This is a genomic window from Caballeronia glebae (genome assembly GCF_001545035.1).
Taxonomy (GTDB): domain Bacteria; phylum Pseudomonadota; class Gammaproteobacteria; order Burkholderiales; family Burkholderiaceae; genus Caballeronia; species Caballeronia glebae.
The window spans coordinates 1-19,693 of the sequence record NZ_FCOJ02000025.1 but is presented as its reverse complement, the minus strand read 5'-3'; the positions used below and the strand labels follow the sequence as shown (position 1 = coordinate 19,693).

Sequence of the window (19,693 nt, the reverse complement as noted above, 5' to 3'; positions counted from 1 at the left end):
GTTCGATGCGACGCATCGATTCGCAGCTGGCATTCGATCGTGGCTTTTTGTGCCGCGATGCTTCGTCGGCTGTGCGACGCCGCATCATGACATCCGTATCGAACCGCAATGCAAGGAGATGGAAGTGAAGAAATCGCATCTGATCGGTCGCAAGCTCGCCGCGTTCGCGGTGCTGGGCGCCGCTGTCGTCACGTTGAACGCGCAAGCGGCCGATGACATGAAGCCACTGCGCTTCGGCGTCGAAGCGTCTTACGCGCCGTTCGAATCGAAGTCGCCGAGCGGCGAGTTGCAGGGCTTCGATATCGACATCGGCAATGCGGTGTGCGCGAAGCTGAAGATGAAATGCGTGTGGGTCGAGAATTCGTTCGACGGCCTCATTCCCGCATTGCAGGCGCGCAAGTTCGACGGCATCAACTCGGACATGACGATCACCGACAAGCGCAAGCTCGCCATCGACTTTACCGATCCGATCTATACGGTCCCGAATCAGCTCGTCGCGAAGAAGGGCAGCGCGATCCAGCCGACCGTCGACAGTCTGAAGGGCAAGCGCGTCGGCGTGTTGCAGGGCTCGATCCAGGAGACCTACGCGAAGGCGAAATGGGCGACCGCGGGCATCGATATCGAGTCGTATCAGGCGCAGGATCAGATTTACGCGGATCTGGCTGCGGGGCGTCTCGATGCGGCGTTCCAGGATGCCGAGGCGGCGTCGAAGGGCTTTCTGAAGCGGCCGCAAGGCGCGGGCTTCGCGTTCGCGGGTCCGGCCGTGGCGGATGACAAGCTGCTGGGTTCGGGCGTCGGCTTCGGCGTGCGCAAGAACGACAAGGCGCTGAAAGACGCGCTCAATCGCGCGCTGAAAGAGCTGAAGGACGACGGCACGATCGACCGCTTCGCGCAGAAGTATTTCGATGTGAAGGTCGTGCTGAAGTAAGGCCTCAGCTTCGCCTGATAAGAAAAGCCCGCTCGGGAGCGATCCGCGAGCGGGCTTTTTCGTCATGCGGCAAAGCGCATCAACTCGACGGCGCGATCACCACCGTGCAAGTCGTCCCCGCGCTCAGCAGCACGCCGTCCGGCACCTCATCGATATGCACGCGCACCGGCACGCGCTGCGCGAGCCGCACCCAGTTGAACGTCGGGTTCACGTCCGCGAGCAGTTCGCGGCTTTGCGGATTGTCGCGGTCATAGATGCCACGCGAAATGCTCTCGACGTGTCCCTTCAGTTCGCCGCCGCTCATCAAACGAATCGAAGCCTTGTCGCCGATACGCACGTGCGGCAGCTTCGTTTCCTCGAAGTAGCCATACACCCAGAACGAGTGACTATCGACGATTGCGAGCTTGGCCGCGCCCGCTGTCGCGTAGTCGCCGCGAAACACGTTCAGGTTCGTGATGTAGCCATCCACCGGCGAGAGCACCCTGGTGCGTTCGAGATTGAGCTTCGCGGCATCGAGCGCGGCCTGCGCCTGTTGCAACTGCGCTTCGGCCGTCGATGCGGTCTGCAACGCGTTGTCGCGCGCTTCCTTCGACACGACCATGCTGTCCATGTCGGCGCGGCGCGTGGCGTCCGCGCGACGCATGCGCAACTCGGCCGCGCGCGCCGTGACGTTGGCCTGCGCCTGCTCGACCGCGATCCGATAGTGCGACGGATCGATCTCCATCAGAAGATCGCCTTTTTTCACGAGCTGGTTGTCGTGGACCGGCAACTGCACGACCGCGCCCGACACGTCCGGCGCGACGTTGACGACATCCGCGCGCACGCGGCCATCGCGCGTCCACGGCTCGTCCATGTAATGCACCCACAGCACGCGCCCGATGATGAGCGCCACCGCGAAGATGGCGATGGTCAAAACCAGGCCGATGATTTTTCTGAGAATCATGATGCGAACTCTTTTTCAGCTTGTATGAATGTGATGCCGCTCAAGCGTACGCAATGAGTCCGAGCGTCCCGCAAATGCAGACGAGCAGACTCGCGCGAAAGAGCGCCGGATGCCAGACCACGCGATAAAGACCAGTCAGCGCGAGCACGCGATCGACGACCCAGGTAATCATCGCGCCGGCGATGAAGAGCAGCAGGATCGTCGGCACATAGGCGTCGAGGATCGCGACGTTACGCGGCAACATGGGGCGCTCCTTCGGACGTGTGTTTCTGAGCGGGCGCATAGCGCGCGAACGGCGATTCGTGATCGAGCAGCGCGGTTCGCACGAAATGCAGATGACTCATGATGCGTTGCAGCCGATGCCTTTCCTCGCGCGGCGGATCGAGCAGCGCGAGCAGATCGCGCGTGTCGTCGATGGCGCGTTCGGTCGCGGCGAGGGCGGCGTCGAAACGCTTCGCGTCCGGGCGATCGAAAAGACGCGCGACGGCATCGAGCGTCGCCACGACCGCGCTGCGCCACGACATCGAAGCAGCATGTTGCGGCGCGTGCGACGGCTTGGCGATCTCGCGCCGTAAATCGATCACCGCATTGCCGAATTCGAGCACGGCGAAGAGCCACTGCAGCGCGTCGCGTTGCAAGTCGGGACGTCCCGTGGCGAGCGCGTTGATCTGCGCGAGCAAATCGCGCGTGCGGCTCTCGAAGTGCGTCGTGACGCTCGCGAGACGTGCACGGCGCGCGCGCACGACTTCGCGTCGCAGATCGCCGAGCAGCAGCCGGCGCAGCCACGGCGCATCGGTCGGCAGCAGCACGGCGAAGGCGATCGCGGCGACGATCATCGACAGCACGAGCGCGATGGCGTCGTTCATGAAGCTGGTCGGATCGTAGTGCATGAGATTGTCCGGGCCCGCGAGAAAGCAGAAGAAGATGCAATAGCCGATGCCCGCGCCGGCAAGCGCGCGCCGCGTGGTCAGATATGCGCCGAGCAACAGCGCGGGCGCGAGCGCGGCGCACATCATCGCGAAGCCGTCGACATGCGGAAACACGCCGAACACGACGATCATGCCGGTGAGCGTCGCGAGCATCGTGCCGAGCGCCATTTGCGCCGCCATGAGCGTCGGACGCGGCGAGGACGAAGCGAGCGCGCAGACGGCCGCCGCATTGAGCACCATCGTGCCGCCGCTCGGCCACGCGGTCGCGATCCAGAACGCGGACAGAACGAACATCACGACCGCGCCGCGCAAGCCCGAAATCGCTGCCGCGACCATGTTCGTCTTCGGCACGTAGCGCGCGATCCAGCGCTCGCGTTCGTGCGACGGCGCGCTCAGCGACGCGTATGTATCGGCATACGCGAGCATGTCGTCGACGAAGCGATACAGCAGTTCCGCGGCGGTATCGAACTCCAGAAGCGCCAAGTCCGGATTCCCTTCGAGTTGCGCCCGCGTCGCGCGCACGCGCTTCGGCAATGCGGCCTTGTAGTCGCACAATTGCGCGGCGGCGTGCGCGGCATCGGCGGCGTTTTTCACCGGTTCGCCCGAAACCGAAAAGAGCGGCGGGACTTCGCGGAAGAACGGTTCCAACGCGGCGATGGTCGTCGCCGATGCGTTTTCGCGCAGCCGGTTCATCAACTGATGCAGCGCGTGAAAACGTGTCGATGCGCTCATGAACTCGCTGTTCAGACGCGCGAGCCGCCCGCCGCGCATACGCGATTCGGGATTCTCGAACACGGCGACGCTGCGCGCGGCCTCGAAGCCGACGATATCCGACACGAACGCGAGGTTGGTCCGCTCGATCTGCGCGCGCTCCATGTTGCCCGACAGCGCGCGGCACACGTATTCGACGAACTGCGTGAAGCGGCGGCGCACCGTCGTGCGGACCTGTTCGCCCGCGTGCTGCGGAAAAATGAGCGCGCTCACCGCGCCGGAACAAACGATGCCGAGCGTCACTTCGCCCACGCGCGTGAGCGCGGACAGATACGCTGCCTCGGGATGCTGCGCCGCCGGAATGCCGATCAGCGCGGCCGTGTAGCCCGCGAGCACGAAGCCGTACGAGCGGAAGTTGCGATTGCGCGCCGCGCCCGCGGTGCAGACGCCGACCCACAGCGCGGTCGCGGAGAGAAAGAGCACCGGTTGCTGCGAAAACAGGCTGATGAAGATCATCATCACGACGAGACCGATCATCGTGCCGCAGAAACGATAGAAGCTCTTGGCGAGCACCATGCCGCTTTGCGGTTGCATCACGACGAACACGGTGGTCATCGCGGTGCGCGGCTGCGCCATGTCGAGGCGCATCGCGATCCACAACGCCAGGAGCGCCGCGAACACGGCCTTGAAGATGTAGATCCAGGCGAGACCGTCGGTGCGCGCCCAGCCGGCGAACGCCTGCATGAGCGATTCGCGCGGCGGTTGGTCGAGAGTCGTGGACGGAGTGGACATGGGCGCGCCTTACTTCTGCTTCGCGTCGTTCTGCGCGTTGTTTCGCGCGTCGTTCCGTGCTTCGCTCACGCGGCTGAACGGCCCGATGTGCTTCGACGGCGCGAGCGCGGACTGCTCCGGCCCGTTCGACGGATCGTCGATGCCACCGCCGAGCGCCGACGTGAGCGTCGCGTACGACGCGAGCCGTTGCGCACGCACGCGCGCCTGGCCGTCCTGCGCCTTGAGCAATTGCGTCTGCGCGACGAGCACGTTCAGATAATCGGTGAGGCCGCGCTTGTAGCCTTCGTTCGAGAGATCGTAGTTCTTGCGCGCGGCGGCGACGGAGCGGCCCGACGCTTCGAGTTGCGTATCGAGCGAATGCACGCGCACGAGCTGATCGGCGATGTCCTTGAGCGCGGCGACGAGCGTCGCGTTGTAATGATCGACGGCCTGATCGTATTGCGCCGACGCCGCGCCGAGTTGCGCGCGCAGGCGTCCGCCTTCGAAAATCGGCAGCGAGATCGCGGGCCCGAAGCTGTAGCCCGACGCATCGCGCGTCAGGAAGCTGAGTAGCGCGCCGCCCGCGAACGCCTGAGTCAGCGACGCAGCGAGATTGATGTTCGGATAAAACCCGGCCTTCGCGACATCGATGCCGCGCGCCTGTGCCGCCACCATCCAGCGCGCCGCGACGATATCCGGCCGATGTCCGACGAGTTCCACGGGCAGCGCCGAGGGCAAGGGCAGGGGCGTCGCGAGCGACAAGTCCGGACGCGCAAGCGCTTCGCCCGCGCCCGGACCTTCACCGGCGAGCGCGGCCAGTTGATTGCGCGCGAGCAGGATCTCTTCCTTGTAGATATCGACTTGACGCTCGTACTCGGGAAGCGGCGTTTCGGCCTGGCTGACTTCGAGTTGCGTGCCGAGGCCGCCTTTCAGACGCCGGCGCGCGAGATCCGCGATGCGCTCCTGCTGCGCGAGCGTCTGCTGCGCGATATCGAGCAGGGCGAACGACTGCGAGAAGCCGATGTACGCGCGCACGACGTTCGTCTCCAGTTCGAGTTGCGCGGCGCGTGCATCGGCGGCGCGCACGTGGGCGACATCGAGCGCACGCTCGGCGTTGTTGTCGTCGCGATGCCAGAGGTCGAGGTTGTACGACAGCGAGAGGCCGGCGGTGTTGTCCCACGTCGTCGTGTCGGCGTACGGGCCCGGGCCGTAGAAATCGTTGTTGGGCCAGTTTTTGCGCGAGACGCCCATCGCACCGTCGACGTGCGGCAGAAGCTCGGAGCGCGCGACGCCCGCCTGCTGCTGCGCTTCGCGCACGCGCGCCGCGGCCATTGCGAGCGTGGGGCTGCCGTTGGTCGCACGCGCGATCCACGCGTCGAGTTGCGGGTCGCGATAGGCGCGCCACCATTGCTCTTCGGGCCATTGGGCGTCCGCGTTGGCGGCGCGAATGGCGCTGCCGACATCGAGCGTCGATGCATCGGTGAGCGAATCTTGCGGCGCGATTTTGCCGGTGCTCGCGCATCCGGCAATTGTTAGTATTGCTGTAAGAACGGTGGCGCAAGCAGCGCTTTTGGACCCTCGCCCTCGCACGATTCACTCCCAAAATTGAATTAGATTCCAGGAAGTGATTATATTTTTGCAGGGATTGTCGAATAACCCGTAAGGATGCAAAGCATTATTACGCAGGATGCGATAATCGTTGTTGCCAGGCATGCAACAATTCCATCCACGAACAGTTTAAAGACGGAACAGCGCCATGGACACGCTCCAGAACATGCGCGTATTTGTGCGGGTCGTCGAAGCGGGCAGCTTCACCGCGGCCGCGCATCATCTCAATACGACGACGGCTTACGCATCGCGAGCCGTATCGGACCTCGAAGCGCACTTGCGCGCACGTTTGCTGAATCGCACGACGCGGCGCATCGCGCTCACCGAAGCGGGCGAGCGTTATCTGCAACGCTGCGAACAAATTCTCGCCTATGTCGATCAGGCGGAAGCCGAGGCCGGCGACGCCCACGCGCGTCCGTCCGGCAAGCTCAAGGTCCATTCGATGACGAGCTTCGGCCAGCACTACGTCGTGCCGATGATCTCGCGCTATCAGCAGCGGCATCCGTCGGTGCAGGTCGATCTGACGCTCGCGCAGCGCGTGCCGGATCTGCTCGACGAAGGCTACGACGTGTCGGTGGTGCTCGCCTCCGAGCTGCCGGATTCCGGTCTCGTGTCGGCGCGCCTCGGCTCGGTGTACAGCATTGCGTGCGCGTCGCCTGCGTATATCGAAAAACACGGCGCACCGCACGTGCTCTCCGATCTCGTGCGCCACACCTGCCTGCATCTGATGACGCCGGTATTCCCGCCGGACCGCTGGGTCTTCGACGGCCCGAACGGTCAGGAAACGGTGACGCTCGGACCTTCGACTTTCACGGTGAACGTCGCCGAGGCGATGGTCGCCGCGATCCGCGAGAGCATGGGCATCGGCGTGCTGCCGACGTCATCCGCGCTGCCGGGCCTGCGCGCGGGCACGCTCGTGCGCGTGTTGCCGCAGTACACGATGCAGGAATTGAACGTCTACGCGCTCTATCCGTCGCGCCAGTATCTCGACGCGAAAATCCGCACGTGGGTCGAGTTTCTGCGCGAGGCGCTGCCCGACACGCTCGCGGCGGACGCGGAATCGCTAAAGGAATTCGTCGTCGCGTGAAGTGTTGCTCGGTGCGTTCAGTTACGAAAAAAGCCGCTGCGCAACACTTGCTTACTCACGACTCGTCCGCAGCTTGATACCTTCTGCATGTGTTTTCACGCATCTTTTACCGGGGTAAGTCACATGAGTACGCCTCTCTTGTTCGCACTCGCCGCGCTTCTCGCGCTGATCGCCCTTCCGGCGTCGCGCGACGCCTTCAACGCCATGCGCGCCCAGTCGGAGCGCGACGCAAAACGGCGACTGGTGCCGGTGCGTATCGACGACGGTCGCGACGCGCTTGCGCGCCGCATACGCGATTCATACGACCGCTGATTCAGCGTTACGCGGCGTTCAAAGCAATGTTTCGAGCGGCTCGATGAGTCGCGGCTCGTCGTTGGTCGCGCGATTCACATCGGTCGAAACGCGATGCCAGACGAAGTGAGACGCCGGCACGCCGTCTGATTTGACGAGCGCAGCGAGACTCTCGGGCGATGCCTCCGGATCGAGCCAGCGGCGCGCGACGGCGGGCGCGAATACCAACGGGCGACGGTCGTGCACGTCGACGAGTCCTTCGTCCGCCGCCGCCGTGACGATGACGAAGCCCGCGCCGGGCGCGGCGGCGTCATCGTCGCGCAGGATGCTCGTGAGCGCGGCGAGGTACATCGGCTCGCCGTCTGCGCGCTGAATGAAGTAGGGCTGCTTGAAAGGCTTCGCGGCGGGATCGCCCGGACGCGGTTCGATGCGCCATTCGAACCAGCCATCGGCCGGCACGAGAATGCGCGCCTTCCTCCACAGATGCTTGAAATACGCGCTCGTCGCCGCCGTTTCGACGCGCGCGTTGATGGTCTGCGGCAGCTTCTTCTGGATTGCCCACGGCGGGCAATAACCCCAATGCACCGCGCGGATGGTTTCGTCGGGATACACGGCGAGCGGGTGCGTGCCGGGCGACAGGTTATAGCCGGGACGCCTGTCGGCCGCATCGACGAGCACGAACGGGTTTTTCAGATGCAGGCGTTGCGCGTAATGCATCGGCAGTCGGTACTGGCTGATTCGGCCGCACATGGCGTTCCTCCGCAAGGTCCAACACGGTTCGTGCTTCTTTGTCGACGCTTCAGATTTCGACGACCTTGTCCCACGCGAAATCCGGATTCTCCCACCGTTGCTGACGCCGGCTGAAGTAGCCGCGCGGATTGCACACGACGCGCGTGCCGTTCACTTCGTAATCGAACGACGTATGCGTATGCCCGTGAATCCATAGCGAGGCGGGCGCGCGCGCAAGCGCCGGCAAATGATTCACGAATCCCGCCGATACGAGGTCTTGCGCGTAACGCGGCGCGAGGCTCTGGCGCATCGGCGCGTGATGCGTGACGACGATGGTCTGCCCCGCGAAGGGCTTCGCGAGTTCGCTTTCGAGCCACGCGCGCGACTGTTCGTGCAGCGCGAGGGAATCGTCGGGCGCGAATTCGCGCGACTCGCCGTCCGGCTCGGGCCATGCGAGCTGAATGAGACCCTTGTAGTCGAGCATCACTTTCGTGCACGCTTCTTTGGCGTTCACGATGTCCGCGTCGCCGGAGCCGAACAGCGCGAAGTCGGTCCAGAGCGTCGTGCCGAGCACGCGCCAGGCGCCACGGCGATCCACCAGCGACGCGTTGTTCAGATAGTGCACGTTGTCGACGCTGCGCGCGGCGTCCTGCATCGCCGCTTCCATCGCGCCGAACTCGGCGTCGTAGTACTCGTGATTGCCGGGCACGTAGATGACGGGCACATCGGAATCGAAATTCTCGGCGGCCCAGCGCAAGCCTTCGGCGTGATTGTGAATATCGCCCGCCAGGACAACGAGATCGGCCTCGGCATACGGAATCGCCAGCGGCTCGTCGCATTCGAGATGCAGGTCCGACAAAACGCGGATCTTCATGCGAGGTTCTCCTTCGCGAGCGTCGCGTTCCAGCGCACGACCTTGCCGGGATTCATCAGGTTGTCCGGATCGAGCGCGGCCTTGATCGTTTGCATGAGGCGCACTTCGACCGGCGACTTGTAGTGCATCGCTTCATCCACCTTTAACTGGCCGATGCCGTGCTCCGCGCTGATGCTGCCGCGATGCCGGTGCACCTGGTCGTACACGAGCGCGTTGATCGACGTCTGGAACTCGCCGAGGAAGCGCTGCACGTCGATGCCTTCGGGCGCCTGCACGTTGTAATGCAGATTGCCGTCGCCGAGATGGCCGAACGTCACCATGCGCACGCCAGGCACCGTTCGCGCGATGATCGCATCGGTTTCTTCGATGAAGCGGCCGATGCTCGAAATGGGCACCGCGATGTCATGTTTGATGTTCAGCCCTTCCTCGGCCTGCGCGAGCGGAATATGTTCGCGTAGCCCCCAGAAAGCCTGCGACTGCGCGAGATTTTCCGCGACGACGGCGTCTTCCACGATGCCCTTGTCGAGCGCCTCTTCCATCAGCCGCTCGAAGAGGGCGCGGGCGTGCTCGGCGCTTTCGCTATCGGAGAGTTCGAGCAGCACAGTCTGGGCGTGCGGCTCGCCGAACGGATAGCGCAGTTGCGGGAAATGCTTGCCGACGAGTCGCATCGAGAAATCGGACATGAGCTCGAAGCCGGTCAGGAGCGCGCCCGCGTGATGCTGCGCCAGCGACAGAAAGTCTAGCGCCGCGTGTGGCGAAGCGAGTCCGGCCAGCGCCGTGACCTTCGCGACCGGCGCGGGATGCAGCTTCATGACCGCCGCCGTGATGATGCCGAGCGTGCCCTCCGCGCCGATGAAAAGATCGCGCAAATCGTAGCCGGTGTTGTCCTTGCGCAGCCCGCGCAGGCCGTCCCAGATTTCGCCCTGCGGCGTCACGACTTCGAGGCCGAGGCACAACTCGCGCGTATTGCCGTAGCGCAGGACGCCGGTGCCGCCTGCGTTCGTCGCCAGATTGCCGCCGATGGTGCAACTGCCTTCGGCGGCGAGACTCAACGGGAACAGCCGTTGCGCTTCTTCGGCTCGCGCCTGAACCTCGGCGAGCACGACACCCGCTTCGACGGTGATCGTGTTGTTATGCGGATCGACGCCGCGCACGCGATTGAGCCGCTTCAGACTGATGACGGCCTGCGCGCCGCTGGCATCGGGCGTCGCGCCGCCGGCCAGACCGGTGTTGCCGCCCTGCGGCACGATCGCGACGCGATGTTGGCAGGCGAGCCGGACGACCGCCGCGACCTGCGCGGTATCGGCGGGCAGCAGCACGGCGCACGCATTTCCGCGGTAGCGCTTGCGCCAGTCGACGAGAAAGGGCTCGGTATCGTGGGCGTGAGTCAGAACATGCGGCGCGCCGAGAATTTCGGCGCACGCGGCGATAAAAGCTTGAGTTGCGGTCATGGGCAGATGAACAGGATTCCGGGTAGAGCGTAGTACACAGTATCGCGCAGGGATGCGGCGCGCGAACCTCGGCCGAATGGCATAGGCCCTGCGCGTGGGACGGGGTTTCGTGCTACAAAGCATCACGTCCTGCCGGCGCGCTGGCCGAAAAAGCGAACGTATCAGCTTTTTTTCGCACGGGCGTTCAATCGGGCCGCCCGTTTGAACGGCGCGACGTAGGCGAGCGCGCAGACGAAGAACGCGAGCGCGAGCAGGGCTTCGAGCCAGCCGAGCGATGCCGGGAGTCGCGCATCGGTCATGCCGCGCACGATGCCTTCGGCGAGATAGAGCAGAACGAGCATCGACGCCCATTGCAGCGTGTAGAGATTCCTGCGCGCGACGCCGGGCAGCGCGCATGCGAGCGGCAGCGCCTTCAACGCGAGCGCCCACGCGCCGGGACGCAGCGGCGCGAGCCAGAGCTCCCAGGCGAGCGCGAGCACGATGAGCGCGGCGAGGCTCGCCAGCGCGCCGATTGCAAACGCGCCGTTGGGACGTGAGCCGGACGCGACCGGAGCCTTGATCGGCGCGGTCATGCGAGGCGGGCGCCGCGCACAAGATTGAGGGCAGTGCGCGCGAGCCGTGCGCCGAGCGCAACGGCGAGCGCCTTCTCATCGGCGGAAATGCCGTGGCGCTGGTTCTCGTCACCGCCCGCGCGCGCGTGATGCGACGCCCCGTAGGGCGTGCCGCCGCTTTGCGTCGTGGTGAGCCGCGATTCCGTGTACGGGATGCCGACGATCATCATGCCGTGGTGCAGAAGCGGCAGCATCATCGAGAGCAGGGTGCTTTCCTGGCCGCCGTGCAGGCTGCCGGTCGAAGTGAAGACGCCTGCGGGCTTGCCCGCGAGCGCGCCCGAAAGCCATTGCGGCGTGGTGCCGTCGAGAAAGTACTTGAGCGGCGCGGCCATGTTGCCGAAGCGTGTGGGCGAGCCGAGTGCGAGGCCGGCGCATTCTTCGAGATCCCGCAATTCGGCGTAGGGCGGGCCGTCGGCGGGAATGTCGGGCTGGGTCGCTTCGCAGACGGTGGAAACCGGCGGGACGGTGCGCACGCGCGCCTGCATGCCGGCCACGCTATCGACGCCCTGCGCGATAGCGAGTGCGAGTTCGCGGGTCGCGCCATGGCGGCTGTAGTAAAGCACGAGGATGTCGTTCATAAGGCTTTTTTAGTGAACGGCTATTATAGGTATTGGGTGATTTTCGTGGCTAGACGCGGCTTTGCGCGCGCGGGCCGCGACGACCGGAGAATGCATTTGCAGCACGTTTTTATCGACCTCGCGGCGGTCAAGCGTCTCGCCAGCTTCGTCGCGCGGCGCATCGGCGAAGACCGCGTTGCGCAAGTGGCGGGCAGCCTCACGTTCACGAGCGTGCTGTCCATCGTGCCACTCGCAACGGTTGCCTTCGCGCTCTTCACCGCGTTCCCGATCTTCGGCTCGTTCCAGGCGTCCTTGCAGGATTTCCTCGCGGCGCACCTCATGCCGCCGCAGATCAACGACCAGATCTTCAAGTATCTGAACCAGTTTGCGTCGAAGGCGAAGGGGCTCACTACCGTCGGCATGATCATTCTGTTCGTGACCTCCGTCATGACGATGATGACGGTCGAGTCGGCGTTCAACGTGATCTGGCGCGTGAAGAAGGCGCGCCCGTTGGCGCAGCGCGTGCTCGTCTACTGGTCGATCATCACGCTCGGACCGATTCTCTTCGGCTGCAGCCTGTCCATCTCCTCGTACGTGTTCGCGCACTCGGTCGCGTTCGCGGGCTCGCACAACCTGATGCCGCCGATCGTCGAATGGGCGCTGACGGGCGTCTCGCTGCCGCTCACCGCGCTCGCCTTCACGTTCATCTACGTCTATATGCCGAACTGCAAGGTGGAATGGCGCGATGCGATCGTCGGCGGGCTGATCGCGGCGGTCGCGTTCGAGCTCGGCAAGCGCGGCTTCGGTTATTACGTGCGGCGCATTCCGACCTATACGGCCGTCTACGGCGCGTTCGCCGCGTTGCCGGTGTTTCTGTTGTGGGTCTATCTGTGCTGGATGTTGGCGCTCATCGGTGCGATGGTCACGTCCGCGCTGCCGGCGATTCGCACGGGTCAGTATCATCGGCGCGACTTTCCGGGCAGCGATCTGCTCGATGCGCTCGAAATCCTCGCGCGACTCGTCGAGGCCCGCGACGAGGGCAAACCTGGCTACACGTCCTTGCAGCTTTCGAGCATGGCGCGCTGCGACCTGGATACCTCGACGAGGCTGATCGCTCGGCTCGACGCGCTCGGCTGGATCGGCCGGCTGGAAGATTCGCGCATGCCGCGCTATGTGCTGATCGCCAATCCGAATCAGATCACGGTGACGATGCTCTTCGAGCAATTCGTGATCGATCGCGCCGAACTGGAATATCAGTTGAAGCTGGATGCGGCGCAGGTCGATTGCGGCGCGCTCATGAACGCGCTGGATAACGAGAAGCTGGAGATCTCGCTCGGCTCGTTGATCGCGGCGCGGGCATCGGCGCTCACGAGCACGCGCCTGCGCGAGCTTCCGCGCTCGTCGATGCCGGAGCAGCCGGCCTGAGCTTCGATTTAGCGCGGGTCAAAGCGAAATCTTGCCCACACAGATGTCCTTGAACATCACCCAGTCGCCCATCAGGCTGTAGACCGGGTGGCGAAACGTCGCGGGGCGATTCTTCTCGAAGAAGAAATGGCCGATCCACGCGAGGCCGTAGCCGCAAACGACGGCCGCGGGCAGCCAGAGCCAGTCGCCGGTTGCGATCGCCATCGCGAGGCAGCCGATCACGCCCAGCGATCCGACGAAATGCAGCCTGCGCGACACCGCGTTGCGATGCTCTTCGAGGTAATAGGGATAGAACTCGGCGAAATTCGCGAAATGTTCACCGTGTGCGGTGTGCGCCATGACGGCCTCCCTGATGATGCGCGCTGGTGCCGTGCGCCTGTTTGTGGCGCACGTCGGATGATTGACCAGCAAAAACCATTCTGCGACTGCGAGTCGCGCCGTGCAAGCGGCTCTGGCGGCGCTTCGCGGTCCGCCGCACGCGGAGTTTCAGCCGGACCCGGTTTTCGCGTTGGCGCAGGCAAGCGCGAACGCGAATAGCGTATCCAGCGTCGCGTCGGGCTGCTCGGACATGAGCGCGTGACCCGCGTCGAGTTCCACCGTCTGCACCGACGCGCCTGCTTTCCTCAATCCATCGACGAGCGCACGGGCGGCGCGCGGCGGCGTCATCGCGTCGCGCTTGCCGCTCACGATGCAAACGGGGCAACGCACGGCTGCGGCCCGGTCGAGCGCATCGGCGTAGGTGTTGCAGGCGCTGAAATCGGTGTAAAAAAGCAGCGCTTCGCCGCGCAGGCTCACGCGCTCCATGAGCCGCTGATTCATCCCCTGCAGCCAGAAACCCGGCGCGGGACTGGACGGCTTCGCGGCGATCGTCGAATGCGACCATTGATTGACCATCGCGATGGCCTCCGGCTCGTGCTCGCGTGCGGCGTCGAGCAGCGTGTCGGAGACGGCCATCGGCGCGGCGGTCGCGAGCAGCGCGAGTCCCGTCGCGCGCTCGGGATAGCGGCCCGCGGCGTCGAGCGCGATCAGCGAGCCCATGCTGTGGCCGACGAAGATCGCTTTTTGCACGCCCGCCGCGTCGAGCACGGCGATCGCCCAGTCGGCGAGTTCGCCGATGGTCGAAAGCGCGGGCCCGGCGCTTTTTCCGTGACTCGGAAGATCGAGCGCCAGCACGCCGAAGCCGTGATGCGCGAAATAACGGGTCTGCAAGGCCCACACGCTGTGATCGTGCTCCGCGCCGTGAATGAACACGACGGCGGGCCGGGTCGCGTCGAAAGGTTTGCCGCCGGCGTAGGCATAGGCCGCGCGGCCGTGGGCGTCGAGGATCATGCGCGGCTCCCGAGCGGCGCGGCGGCATCCGCCTGCTGAGCGGTTTCGGCCGCTTTCTGCGCGGCTTTCAATCCGCGCTTGAGATCGTCGATGAGATCGTCCGGATCTTCCAGTCCGATCGACAGACGGATGCACCCCGGCCCGATGCCCGCGGCTGCGAGCGCGGCGGCATCCATGCGGAAGTGCGTCGTCGATGCGGGATGGATCACGAGCGAGCGCGCGTCGCCCACATTCGCGAGATGCGAGAACAGCGTGAGCGTTTCGATGAACTTGCGCGCTGCCGGCACGCCGCCCTTCAAGTCGAAGCTGAACACTGCGCCCGCGCCGCGCGGCAGCAGACGTTCGGCGAGCGCGTGATCGCGATGCGTCGGCAACTCGGGATAGGCCACGCCTTCGACCGCCGGCGAACTCAGCAGGAACTCGATGACCTTGCGCGTGTTCGCGACATGCCGGTCCATGCGCAACGGCAACGTTTCGATGCCTTGCAGCAGTTGCCACGCCGCCTGCGGATGCAGACACGCGCCGAAATCGCGCAAGCCTTCGCGCCGGGCGCGCAACAGGAACGGCGCGACGGTGCTTTCTTCCGCGAACACCATGCCGTGAAAACCGTCGTAGGGCTCGGTGAACTCCGGGAAGCGTCCGCTCGCGGTGAAATCGAACGTGCCGCCGTCGACGAGCACGCCGCCGATCGTCGTTCCATGTCCGCCGAGAAACTTGGTCGCGGAATGGTAGACGAGATCCGCGCCATGCTCGAACGGGCGCAGCAGGTAGGGCGTCGTGAACGTGGAATCGACGAGTAGCGGCACGGCGTGCTCGTGCGCGATTTCCGCGACGCCGGCGATATCGAGCACGTCGAGTCCCGGATTGCCGAGCGTTTCGCCGAAGAAAAGCCGCGTATTCGGCCGTGCGGCCGCGCGCCATGCGTCGAGATCGTGCGGCGGCACGAACGTCGTCTCGATGCCGAAGCGCCGCAAGGTGTAGTGCAGCAGATTGTGCGAGCCGCCGTAAAGCGCGCTGGATGCGACGATATGCGAGCCCGCGCCCATCAATGTGGCGATCGCCAGATGCAGCGCGGCCTGGCCGCTCGCCGTGCCGATCGCGCCGACGCCGCCTTCGAGCGCGGCGACGCGCTCCTCGAACACCGCGACGGTCGGGTTCGAGATGCGCGAATACACGTGCCCCGAGCGCTCCATGTTGAAGAGCGCGGCGGCGTGATCGCTGTCGCGGAAGGTGAACGAGGTGGTCTGATAAATCGGCGTCGCGCGGGCGCCGGTGGCGGGGTCGGGCGCGGCGCCCGCGTGCAGCGCGAGCGTGTCGAAACGGTTGGCTGGCATCATGGGCGGCCGGCGCGCGAGGCGGCGCCGGCGTGCGGCGGAAATGAGGGTCAATCATCCTAACATCGGATGCGCGCGCCCAAACCTAGGGCGAACGCGCGGCCGTCGATCGCGCAAAGCCTTGTCCGTTCGGCCAATGCGGGCGAATCGGGGGCCGTGTCCGCTTTCCTTTTGCGGGTCTTTCCGATAGCATCGACCTATTGTTTCATCATCGTTTGAGCATCTGAACAGGCATTTCGCGAGGAGACAGTCATGCGAGTGAGCGACATTCTGAAGGTGAAGGGCAACACGCTGTTCACCGTGACACCCGATACGGCGCTCTCCGACGCGATCGACACGATGGCCGCGCACGATATCGGCTCGCTCGTCGTCATGGAGTACGGCGACCTGGTCGGCATGCTGACCTTCCGCGAGATCATCCTGACTTTGCACAATAACGGCGGCTCGGTCGGCGCCGCGACCATCCGCAAGGTCATGGACGATCATCCGCTCACCTGCACGCCGGAAACGGACGTGAACGAAGTGCGCCGCATGATGCTTGAACATCACGTGCGCTATCTGCCGGTCATGGAAAAGCGTCAGTTGATGGGCGTAATCTCGTTTTACGACGTGGCCAAGGCAGTCGTGGAAGAGCAAGGCTTCGAGAATCGCATGTTGAAGGCGTATATCCGCGATTGGCCCGAGCAACAGGAAGAGGCGCGTTGAGCATCGACGTCGCGCCGCGAGGCCGCGGACATCGCGGTCGAGCCGATTCCGCGCCGCAATCAACAGCCGAAGCGCGCCCTCAGGGCGCGTTTTTTTTCGTCCGGCCTAAGGGTGAGGTTCGCCCTCGGACCGGTTTTTCGTTTCATTCGGATTCGGTCGCAATACGTGCGCGATCGACGCCGAACTTCATTCTTTCGCAAGACCCATGAGTGACAACCCGCTGCGCGCCTCGTCGCGCGCTTCCCGACGCGCCCATGCCGAGGGCGACGGCCAGTTCCGCCTGTTGCGCGAGCGCCGCTTCGCGCCGTTCTTCTGGACGCAGTTTCTCGGCGCGATGAACGACAACATCTTCAAGGTCGGCTTCACGTCGCTTGTCACGTTTCAGGCCGCGCGCTTTTCCGGCGTCGATCCGAAGACCGCCGCCTTTCTCATTTCCGCGATCTTCATCGTGCCGTTCGTGCTGTTTTCCGCGACATCCGGCCAGATCGCCGACAAGTACGACAAGGCCGTGCTGGCGCGCCTCGTGAAGAGCTTCGAGATCGTCGTGATGCTGATCGGCGGCGCGGGCTTCGTGCTCCATAGCGCGCCGCTGCTCTATGCGTGCACCTTCCTGATGGGCGTGCATTCGACGGTGTTCGGTCCCGTGAAATACGCCTATTTGCCGCAGCATCTCGATTCGCATGAACTTGTAGGCGGCAACGGGCTCGTCGAGATGGGCACGTTCGTCGCGATCCTGATCGGCACGATCATCGGCGGGGCGGCGGCGGGCGCGTCGGAACATGGCGCGATGCTGCTCGCATTCGCATGCATCGCGTTCGCGATCATCGGACGCATTGCATCCGTTTTCGTGCCGAAGTCGGACGCGTCGCAGCCCGATCTGCGCATCAACTGGAATCCGTTCTCGGAGACGTGGCGCAATCTGAAGCTCGCCAAATCCGATCGCACTGTGTTTCTGAGCCTGCTCGGCATTTCGTGGCTGTGGTTCGTCGGCGCGACCTTTCTCACGTCGTTCTTCAATTTCGCGAAGGACGTGCTCTCCGCCGACCCGGACGTCGTGACCATTCTTCTCGCGACGTTTTCCATCGGCATCGGCACGGGATCGCTGTTGTGCGAACGGCTCTCGAAGCGGCGCGTCGAGATCGGACTCGTGCCGCTCGGCTCGATCGGCATCAGCGTGTTCGCGATCGATCTGTTCTTCGCGAGTCATCGCATCGCGCCCGCGGGGCACTTGCTCAACGTCGGCGAATTCCTGCTTGCGCTGCCGCACTGGCGCATTCTCGCGGACCTGTTCCTGCTCGCGATGTTCGGCGGTTTCTACAGCGTGCCGCTCTACGCGCTCATTCAGGCGCGCAGTCAGCCTACACATCGCGCGCGCATCATCGCGGCGAACAATATCCTCAATTCGTTTTTCATGATCGTCTCGGCGCTGATGGCGCTCGCGCTCACGTCGTTCGGCGTCGGCATTCCGGGGCTATTTCTGACGACCGCGCTGCTCAATGTCGTCGTCGCCGTCTATATCTATTCGCTCGTGCCGGAGTTCTTGCTGCGCTTCATCGCGTGGACGCTGGTCCACACGTTCTATCGCATTCGTCTAGTCGATGCCGAGCGCATTCCGTCGCACGGCGCGGCCGTGCTCGTGTGCAATCACGTGAGTTTCGTCGATGCCGTGGTCATCATGGCCGAAAGTCCGCGGCCGATCCACTTCGTGATGGATCACCGCATTTTTCGCACGCCGTTCGTCGGCTGGATGTTTCGGCATGTGAAGGCGATCCCGATCGTGCCCGCGCACGAAGACCCGGACATGCTCGAACGCGCTTACGCCGCATGCGAGCGGGCGCTGGAAGAGGGCGATCTCGTGTGCATCTTTCCCGAAGGCAAGCTGACGCGCACGGGCGAGATCAATCCGTTCCGGCAGGGCATTGCCGAGATTCTGCGACGGCATCCGGCGCCCGTCGTGCCAATGGCGCTGCGCGGGCTGTGGGGCAGCGTGTTCTCGCGCCACGAGGACGCGCAATGGCCGCGCCCGATTCATCGCGGAGCGATGACGCGGCTGACGCTCGCGGTCGGCGAGCCGATCGCGCCGCAAGACGCGACGCCGCAGCATCTGTACGACGTGGTGAGCGCGCTGCGGGGCGCGCGGCGCTAAGCGACGCCGCTGGCATAATAGCGACTTTCCCCGACACTTTTTTTCAGGTCGACGCTCATGTCCGGCAATACCCTTGGCACGCTCTTCACCGTCACGAATTTCGGCGAGTCGCACGGTCCGGCGATCGGCTGCGTGATCGACGGCTGCCCGCCGGGCATGGCGCTCAGCGAAGCCGATATCCAGATCGAACTCGATCGACGCCGGCCAGGCACGTCGCGTCACGTCACGCAGCGGCAGGAAGCGGATCAGGTGGAGATTCTCTCTGGCCTGTTCGAAGGCGTGACCACGGGCACGCCCATCGCGCTGCTGATCCGCAACAACGATCAGCGCAGCAAGGACTACGGCAACATCGCGCAGACGTTCCGTCCCGGTCACGCGGACTACACCTACTGGCAGAAGTACGGCGTGCGCGATTATCGCGGCGGCGGCCGGTCGTCGGCGCGTCTCACCGCGCCGACCGTCGCCGCCGGCGCGGTCGCGAAGAAGTGGTTGCGCGAGAAGTTCGGTCTCGAAACGCGCGGCCGCATGAGCGCGCTCGGTGAAATCGAAATTCCGTTCGTCGACTGGCGGCACGTGCCCGAGAATCCGTTCTTTTCGCCGAATGAAGAAATCGTGCCGCGGCTCGAAGAATATATGGATAACCTGCGGCGCGACGGCGATTCGGTCGGCGCGCGCATCGAAGTCGTTGCGTCGGGCGTGCCGGTCGGTCTTGGCGAGCCGCTTTACGATCGGCTGGACGCGGACATCGCCCACGCGATGATGGGCCTGAACGCGGTGAAGGCCGTCGAGATCGGCGCGGGCTTCGCGAGCGTCGCGCAACGCGGTTCGCAGCATGGCGACGAAATGACGCCCGAAGGGTTCGCGGCCAATAATGCGGGCGGCATCCTCGGCGGCATTTCGAGCGGGCAGGACATCACGGTGTCGATCGCGATCAAGCCGACGTCGAGCATTCGCACGCCGCGCCAGTCGATCGACAAGGAAGGCGCGAGTGCGATGGTCGAAACCTTTGGCCGTCACGATCCATGCGTCGGCATCCGCGCGACGCCGATCGCCGAAGCGCTGCTCGCGCTGGTGCTGATGGATCACGCGCTGCGGCATCGTGCGCAGTGCGGCGATGTGGTCGTCGGAACGCCGAAGATCGCGGCTCAGGCGCCGTTGAAATAGATCGAGTCATAGAAAAACGGGCGCCGGTTTGAAACCCGGCGCCCGTTTCCGTTTCGGCGTCGAACAAATCACATATTCGGATAATTCGGCCCGCCGCCGC

At 64.6% G+C, this 19,693-nt stretch carries 19 protein-coding genes; 7 read left to right on the top strand and 12 right to left on the bottom strand.

What is annotated here, in order from left to right:
* Positions 1-124: 124 nt before the first annotated feature.
* On the top strand, positions 125-928 hold the full coding sequence (locus AWB82_RS18245; RefSeq protein ID WP_407643010.1) for an ABC transporter substrate-binding protein: 804 nt from the start codon (positions 125-127) through the stop codon (positions 926-928).
* Between the two features lie 79 nt (positions 929-1,007).
* Here the strand turns inward: AWB82_RS18245 and AWB82_RS18240 are convergent, their stop codons facing one another.
* Genes AWB82_RS18240 through AWB82_RS18225 form a run of 4 tightly spaced genes read right to left on the bottom strand, consistent with a single transcriptional unit; the run spans position 1,008 to position 5,872 of the window.
* Positions 1,008-1,871: an efflux RND transporter periplasmic adaptor subunit gene (locus tag AWB82_RS18240; protein ID WP_086969623.1), complete on the bottom strand. Its 864-nt coding sequence runs from the start codon at positions 1,869-1,871 to the stop codon at positions 1,008-1,010.
* A 40-nt stretch (positions 1,872-1,911) separates the two neighbouring features.
* Entirely contained in the window at positions 1,912-2,115 is a 204-nt protein-coding gene (locus tag AWB82_RS18235) for a DUF1656 domain-containing protein (RefSeq protein WP_200818137.1), read from the bottom strand.
* Positions 2,102-4,303 carry an FUSC family protein gene (locus AWB82_RS18230; RefSeq protein WP_086969621.1) on the bottom strand — a complete coding sequence of 734 codons (2,202 nt, stop codon included), beginning with the start codon at positions 4,301-4,303 and terminating at the stop codon, positions 2,102-2,104. The genes AWB82_RS18235 and AWB82_RS18230 overlap by 14 nt, the downstream gene beginning before the upstream one ends.
* A 9-nt stretch (positions 4,304-4,312) precedes the next feature.
* Positions 4,313-5,872 carry an efflux transporter outer membrane subunit gene (locus AWB82_RS18225; RefSeq protein ID WP_086969619.1) on the bottom strand — a complete coding sequence of 520 codons (1,560 nt, stop codon included), beginning with the start codon at positions 5,870-5,872 and terminating at the stop codon, positions 4,313-4,315.
* Positions 5,873-6,038: 166 nt separating this feature from the next.
* Between AWB82_RS18225 and AWB82_RS18220 the strand changes: the two genes are divergently transcribed.
* Both AWB82_RS18220 and AWB82_RS18215 read left to right on the top strand, forming a co-directional pair.
* On the top strand, positions 6,039-6,977 hold the full coding sequence (locus tag AWB82_RS18220; protein ID WP_086969617.1) for a LysR family transcriptional regulator: 939 nt from the start codon (positions 6,039-6,041) through the stop codon (positions 6,975-6,977).
* A 123-nt stretch (positions 6,978-7,100) separates the two neighbouring features.
* On the top strand, positions 7,101-7,289 hold the full coding sequence (locus AWB82_RS18215; protein ID WP_086969615.1) for a hypothetical protein: 189 nt from the start codon (positions 7,101-7,103) through the stop codon (positions 7,287-7,289).
* A gap of 18 nt (positions 7,290-7,307) precedes the next feature.
* On the opposite strand, the gene AWB82_RS18210 is transcribed toward AWB82_RS18215, so the two are convergent.
* The 5 genes from AWB82_RS18210 to wrbA all read right to left on the bottom strand — a co-directional run bounded on the left by AWB82_RS18210 (position 7,308) and on the right by wrbA (position 11,511).
* The gene (locus AWB82_RS18210; protein WP_086969613.1) at positions 7,308-8,018 is read right to left on the bottom strand and encodes an SOS response-associated peptidase; all 711 of its coding nucleotides are present in this window, start codon (positions 8,016-8,018) and stop codon (positions 7,308-7,310) included.
* 49 nt (positions 8,019-8,067) lie between these two features.
* The gene (locus tag AWB82_RS18205; RefSeq protein ID WP_086969612.1) at positions 8,068-8,871 is read right to left on the bottom strand and encodes a metallophosphoesterase; all 804 of its coding nucleotides are present in this window, start codon (positions 8,869-8,871) and stop codon (positions 8,068-8,070) included.
* Positions 8,868-10,322, bottom strand: coding sequence for an FAD-binding oxidoreductase (locus AWB82_RS18200; protein WP_086969609.1), 1,455 nt, complete (start codon positions 10,320-10,322; stop codon positions 8,868-8,870). The genes AWB82_RS18205 and AWB82_RS18200 overlap by 4 nt, the downstream gene beginning before the upstream one ends.
* Before the next feature lie 161 nt (positions 10,323-10,483).
* Positions 10,484-10,894, bottom strand: a complete 411-nt coding sequence (locus AWB82_RS18195) for a DUF2069 domain-containing protein (RefSeq protein ID WP_086969607.1) — start codon at positions 10,892-10,894, stop codon at positions 10,484-10,486.
* Positions 10,891-11,511, bottom strand: coding sequence for an NAD(P)H:quinone oxidoreductase (gene wrbA, locus AWB82_RS18190; RefSeq protein ID WP_086969605.1), 621 nt, complete (start codon positions 11,509-11,511; stop codon positions 10,891-10,893). The genes AWB82_RS18195 and wrbA overlap by 4 nt, the downstream gene beginning before the upstream one ends.
* 90 nt (positions 11,512-11,601) lie before the next feature.
* On the opposite strand from wrbA, the gene AWB82_RS18185 reads away from it, so the two are divergent.
* On the top strand, positions 11,602-12,915 hold the full coding sequence (locus AWB82_RS18185; protein ID WP_200818136.1) for a YihY family inner membrane protein: 1,314 nt from the start codon (positions 11,602-11,604) through the stop codon (positions 12,913-12,915).
* 18 nt (positions 12,916-12,933) lie between these two features.
* On the opposite strand, the gene AWB82_RS18180 is transcribed toward AWB82_RS18185, so the two are convergent.
* The 3 genes from AWB82_RS18180 to AWB82_RS18170 form a co-directional block, all read right to left on the bottom strand.
* A complete protein-coding gene (locus AWB82_RS18180; protein WP_086969603.1) occupies positions 12,934-13,254 on the bottom strand; it encodes an Mpo1-like protein in 321 nt (106 codons plus the stop codon).
* Positions 13,255-13,401: 147 nt separating this feature from the next.
* Positions 13,402-14,244, bottom strand: coding sequence for an alpha/beta fold hydrolase (locus AWB82_RS18175; RefSeq protein ID WP_086969601.1), 843 nt, complete (start codon positions 14,242-14,244; stop codon positions 13,402-13,404).
* A complete protein-coding gene (locus tag AWB82_RS18170) occupies positions 14,241-15,578 on the bottom strand; it encodes an O-acetylhomoserine aminocarboxypropyltransferase (protein ID WP_086969748.1) in 1,338 nt (445 codons plus the stop codon). The genes AWB82_RS18175 and AWB82_RS18170 overlap by 4 nt, the downstream gene beginning before the upstream one ends.
* Positions 15,579-15,830: 252 nt before the next feature.
* Here AWB82_RS18170 and AWB82_RS18165 point away from each other — a divergent pair, with 252 nt between their 5' ends.
* The 3 genes from AWB82_RS18165 (at position 15,831) to aroC (ending at position 19,593) form a co-directional block, all read left to right on the top strand.
* Positions 15,831-16,283, top strand: a complete 453-nt coding sequence (locus AWB82_RS18165) for a CBS domain-containing protein (protein WP_086969600.1) — start codon at positions 15,831-15,833, stop codon at positions 16,281-16,283.
* Between the two features lie 205 nt (positions 16,284-16,488).
* Positions 16,489-18,429: an MFS transporter gene (locus AWB82_RS18160; protein WP_086969597.1), complete on the top strand. Its 1,941-nt coding sequence runs from the start codon at positions 16,489-16,491 to the stop codon at positions 18,427-18,429.
* 57 nt (positions 18,430-18,486) lie between these two features.
* Positions 18,487-19,593, top strand: coding sequence for a chorismate synthase (aroC, locus tag AWB82_RS18155; protein ID WP_086969596.1), 1,107 nt, complete (start codon positions 18,487-18,489; stop codon positions 19,591-19,593).
* Positions 19,594-19,693 lie beyond the last annotated feature (100 nt).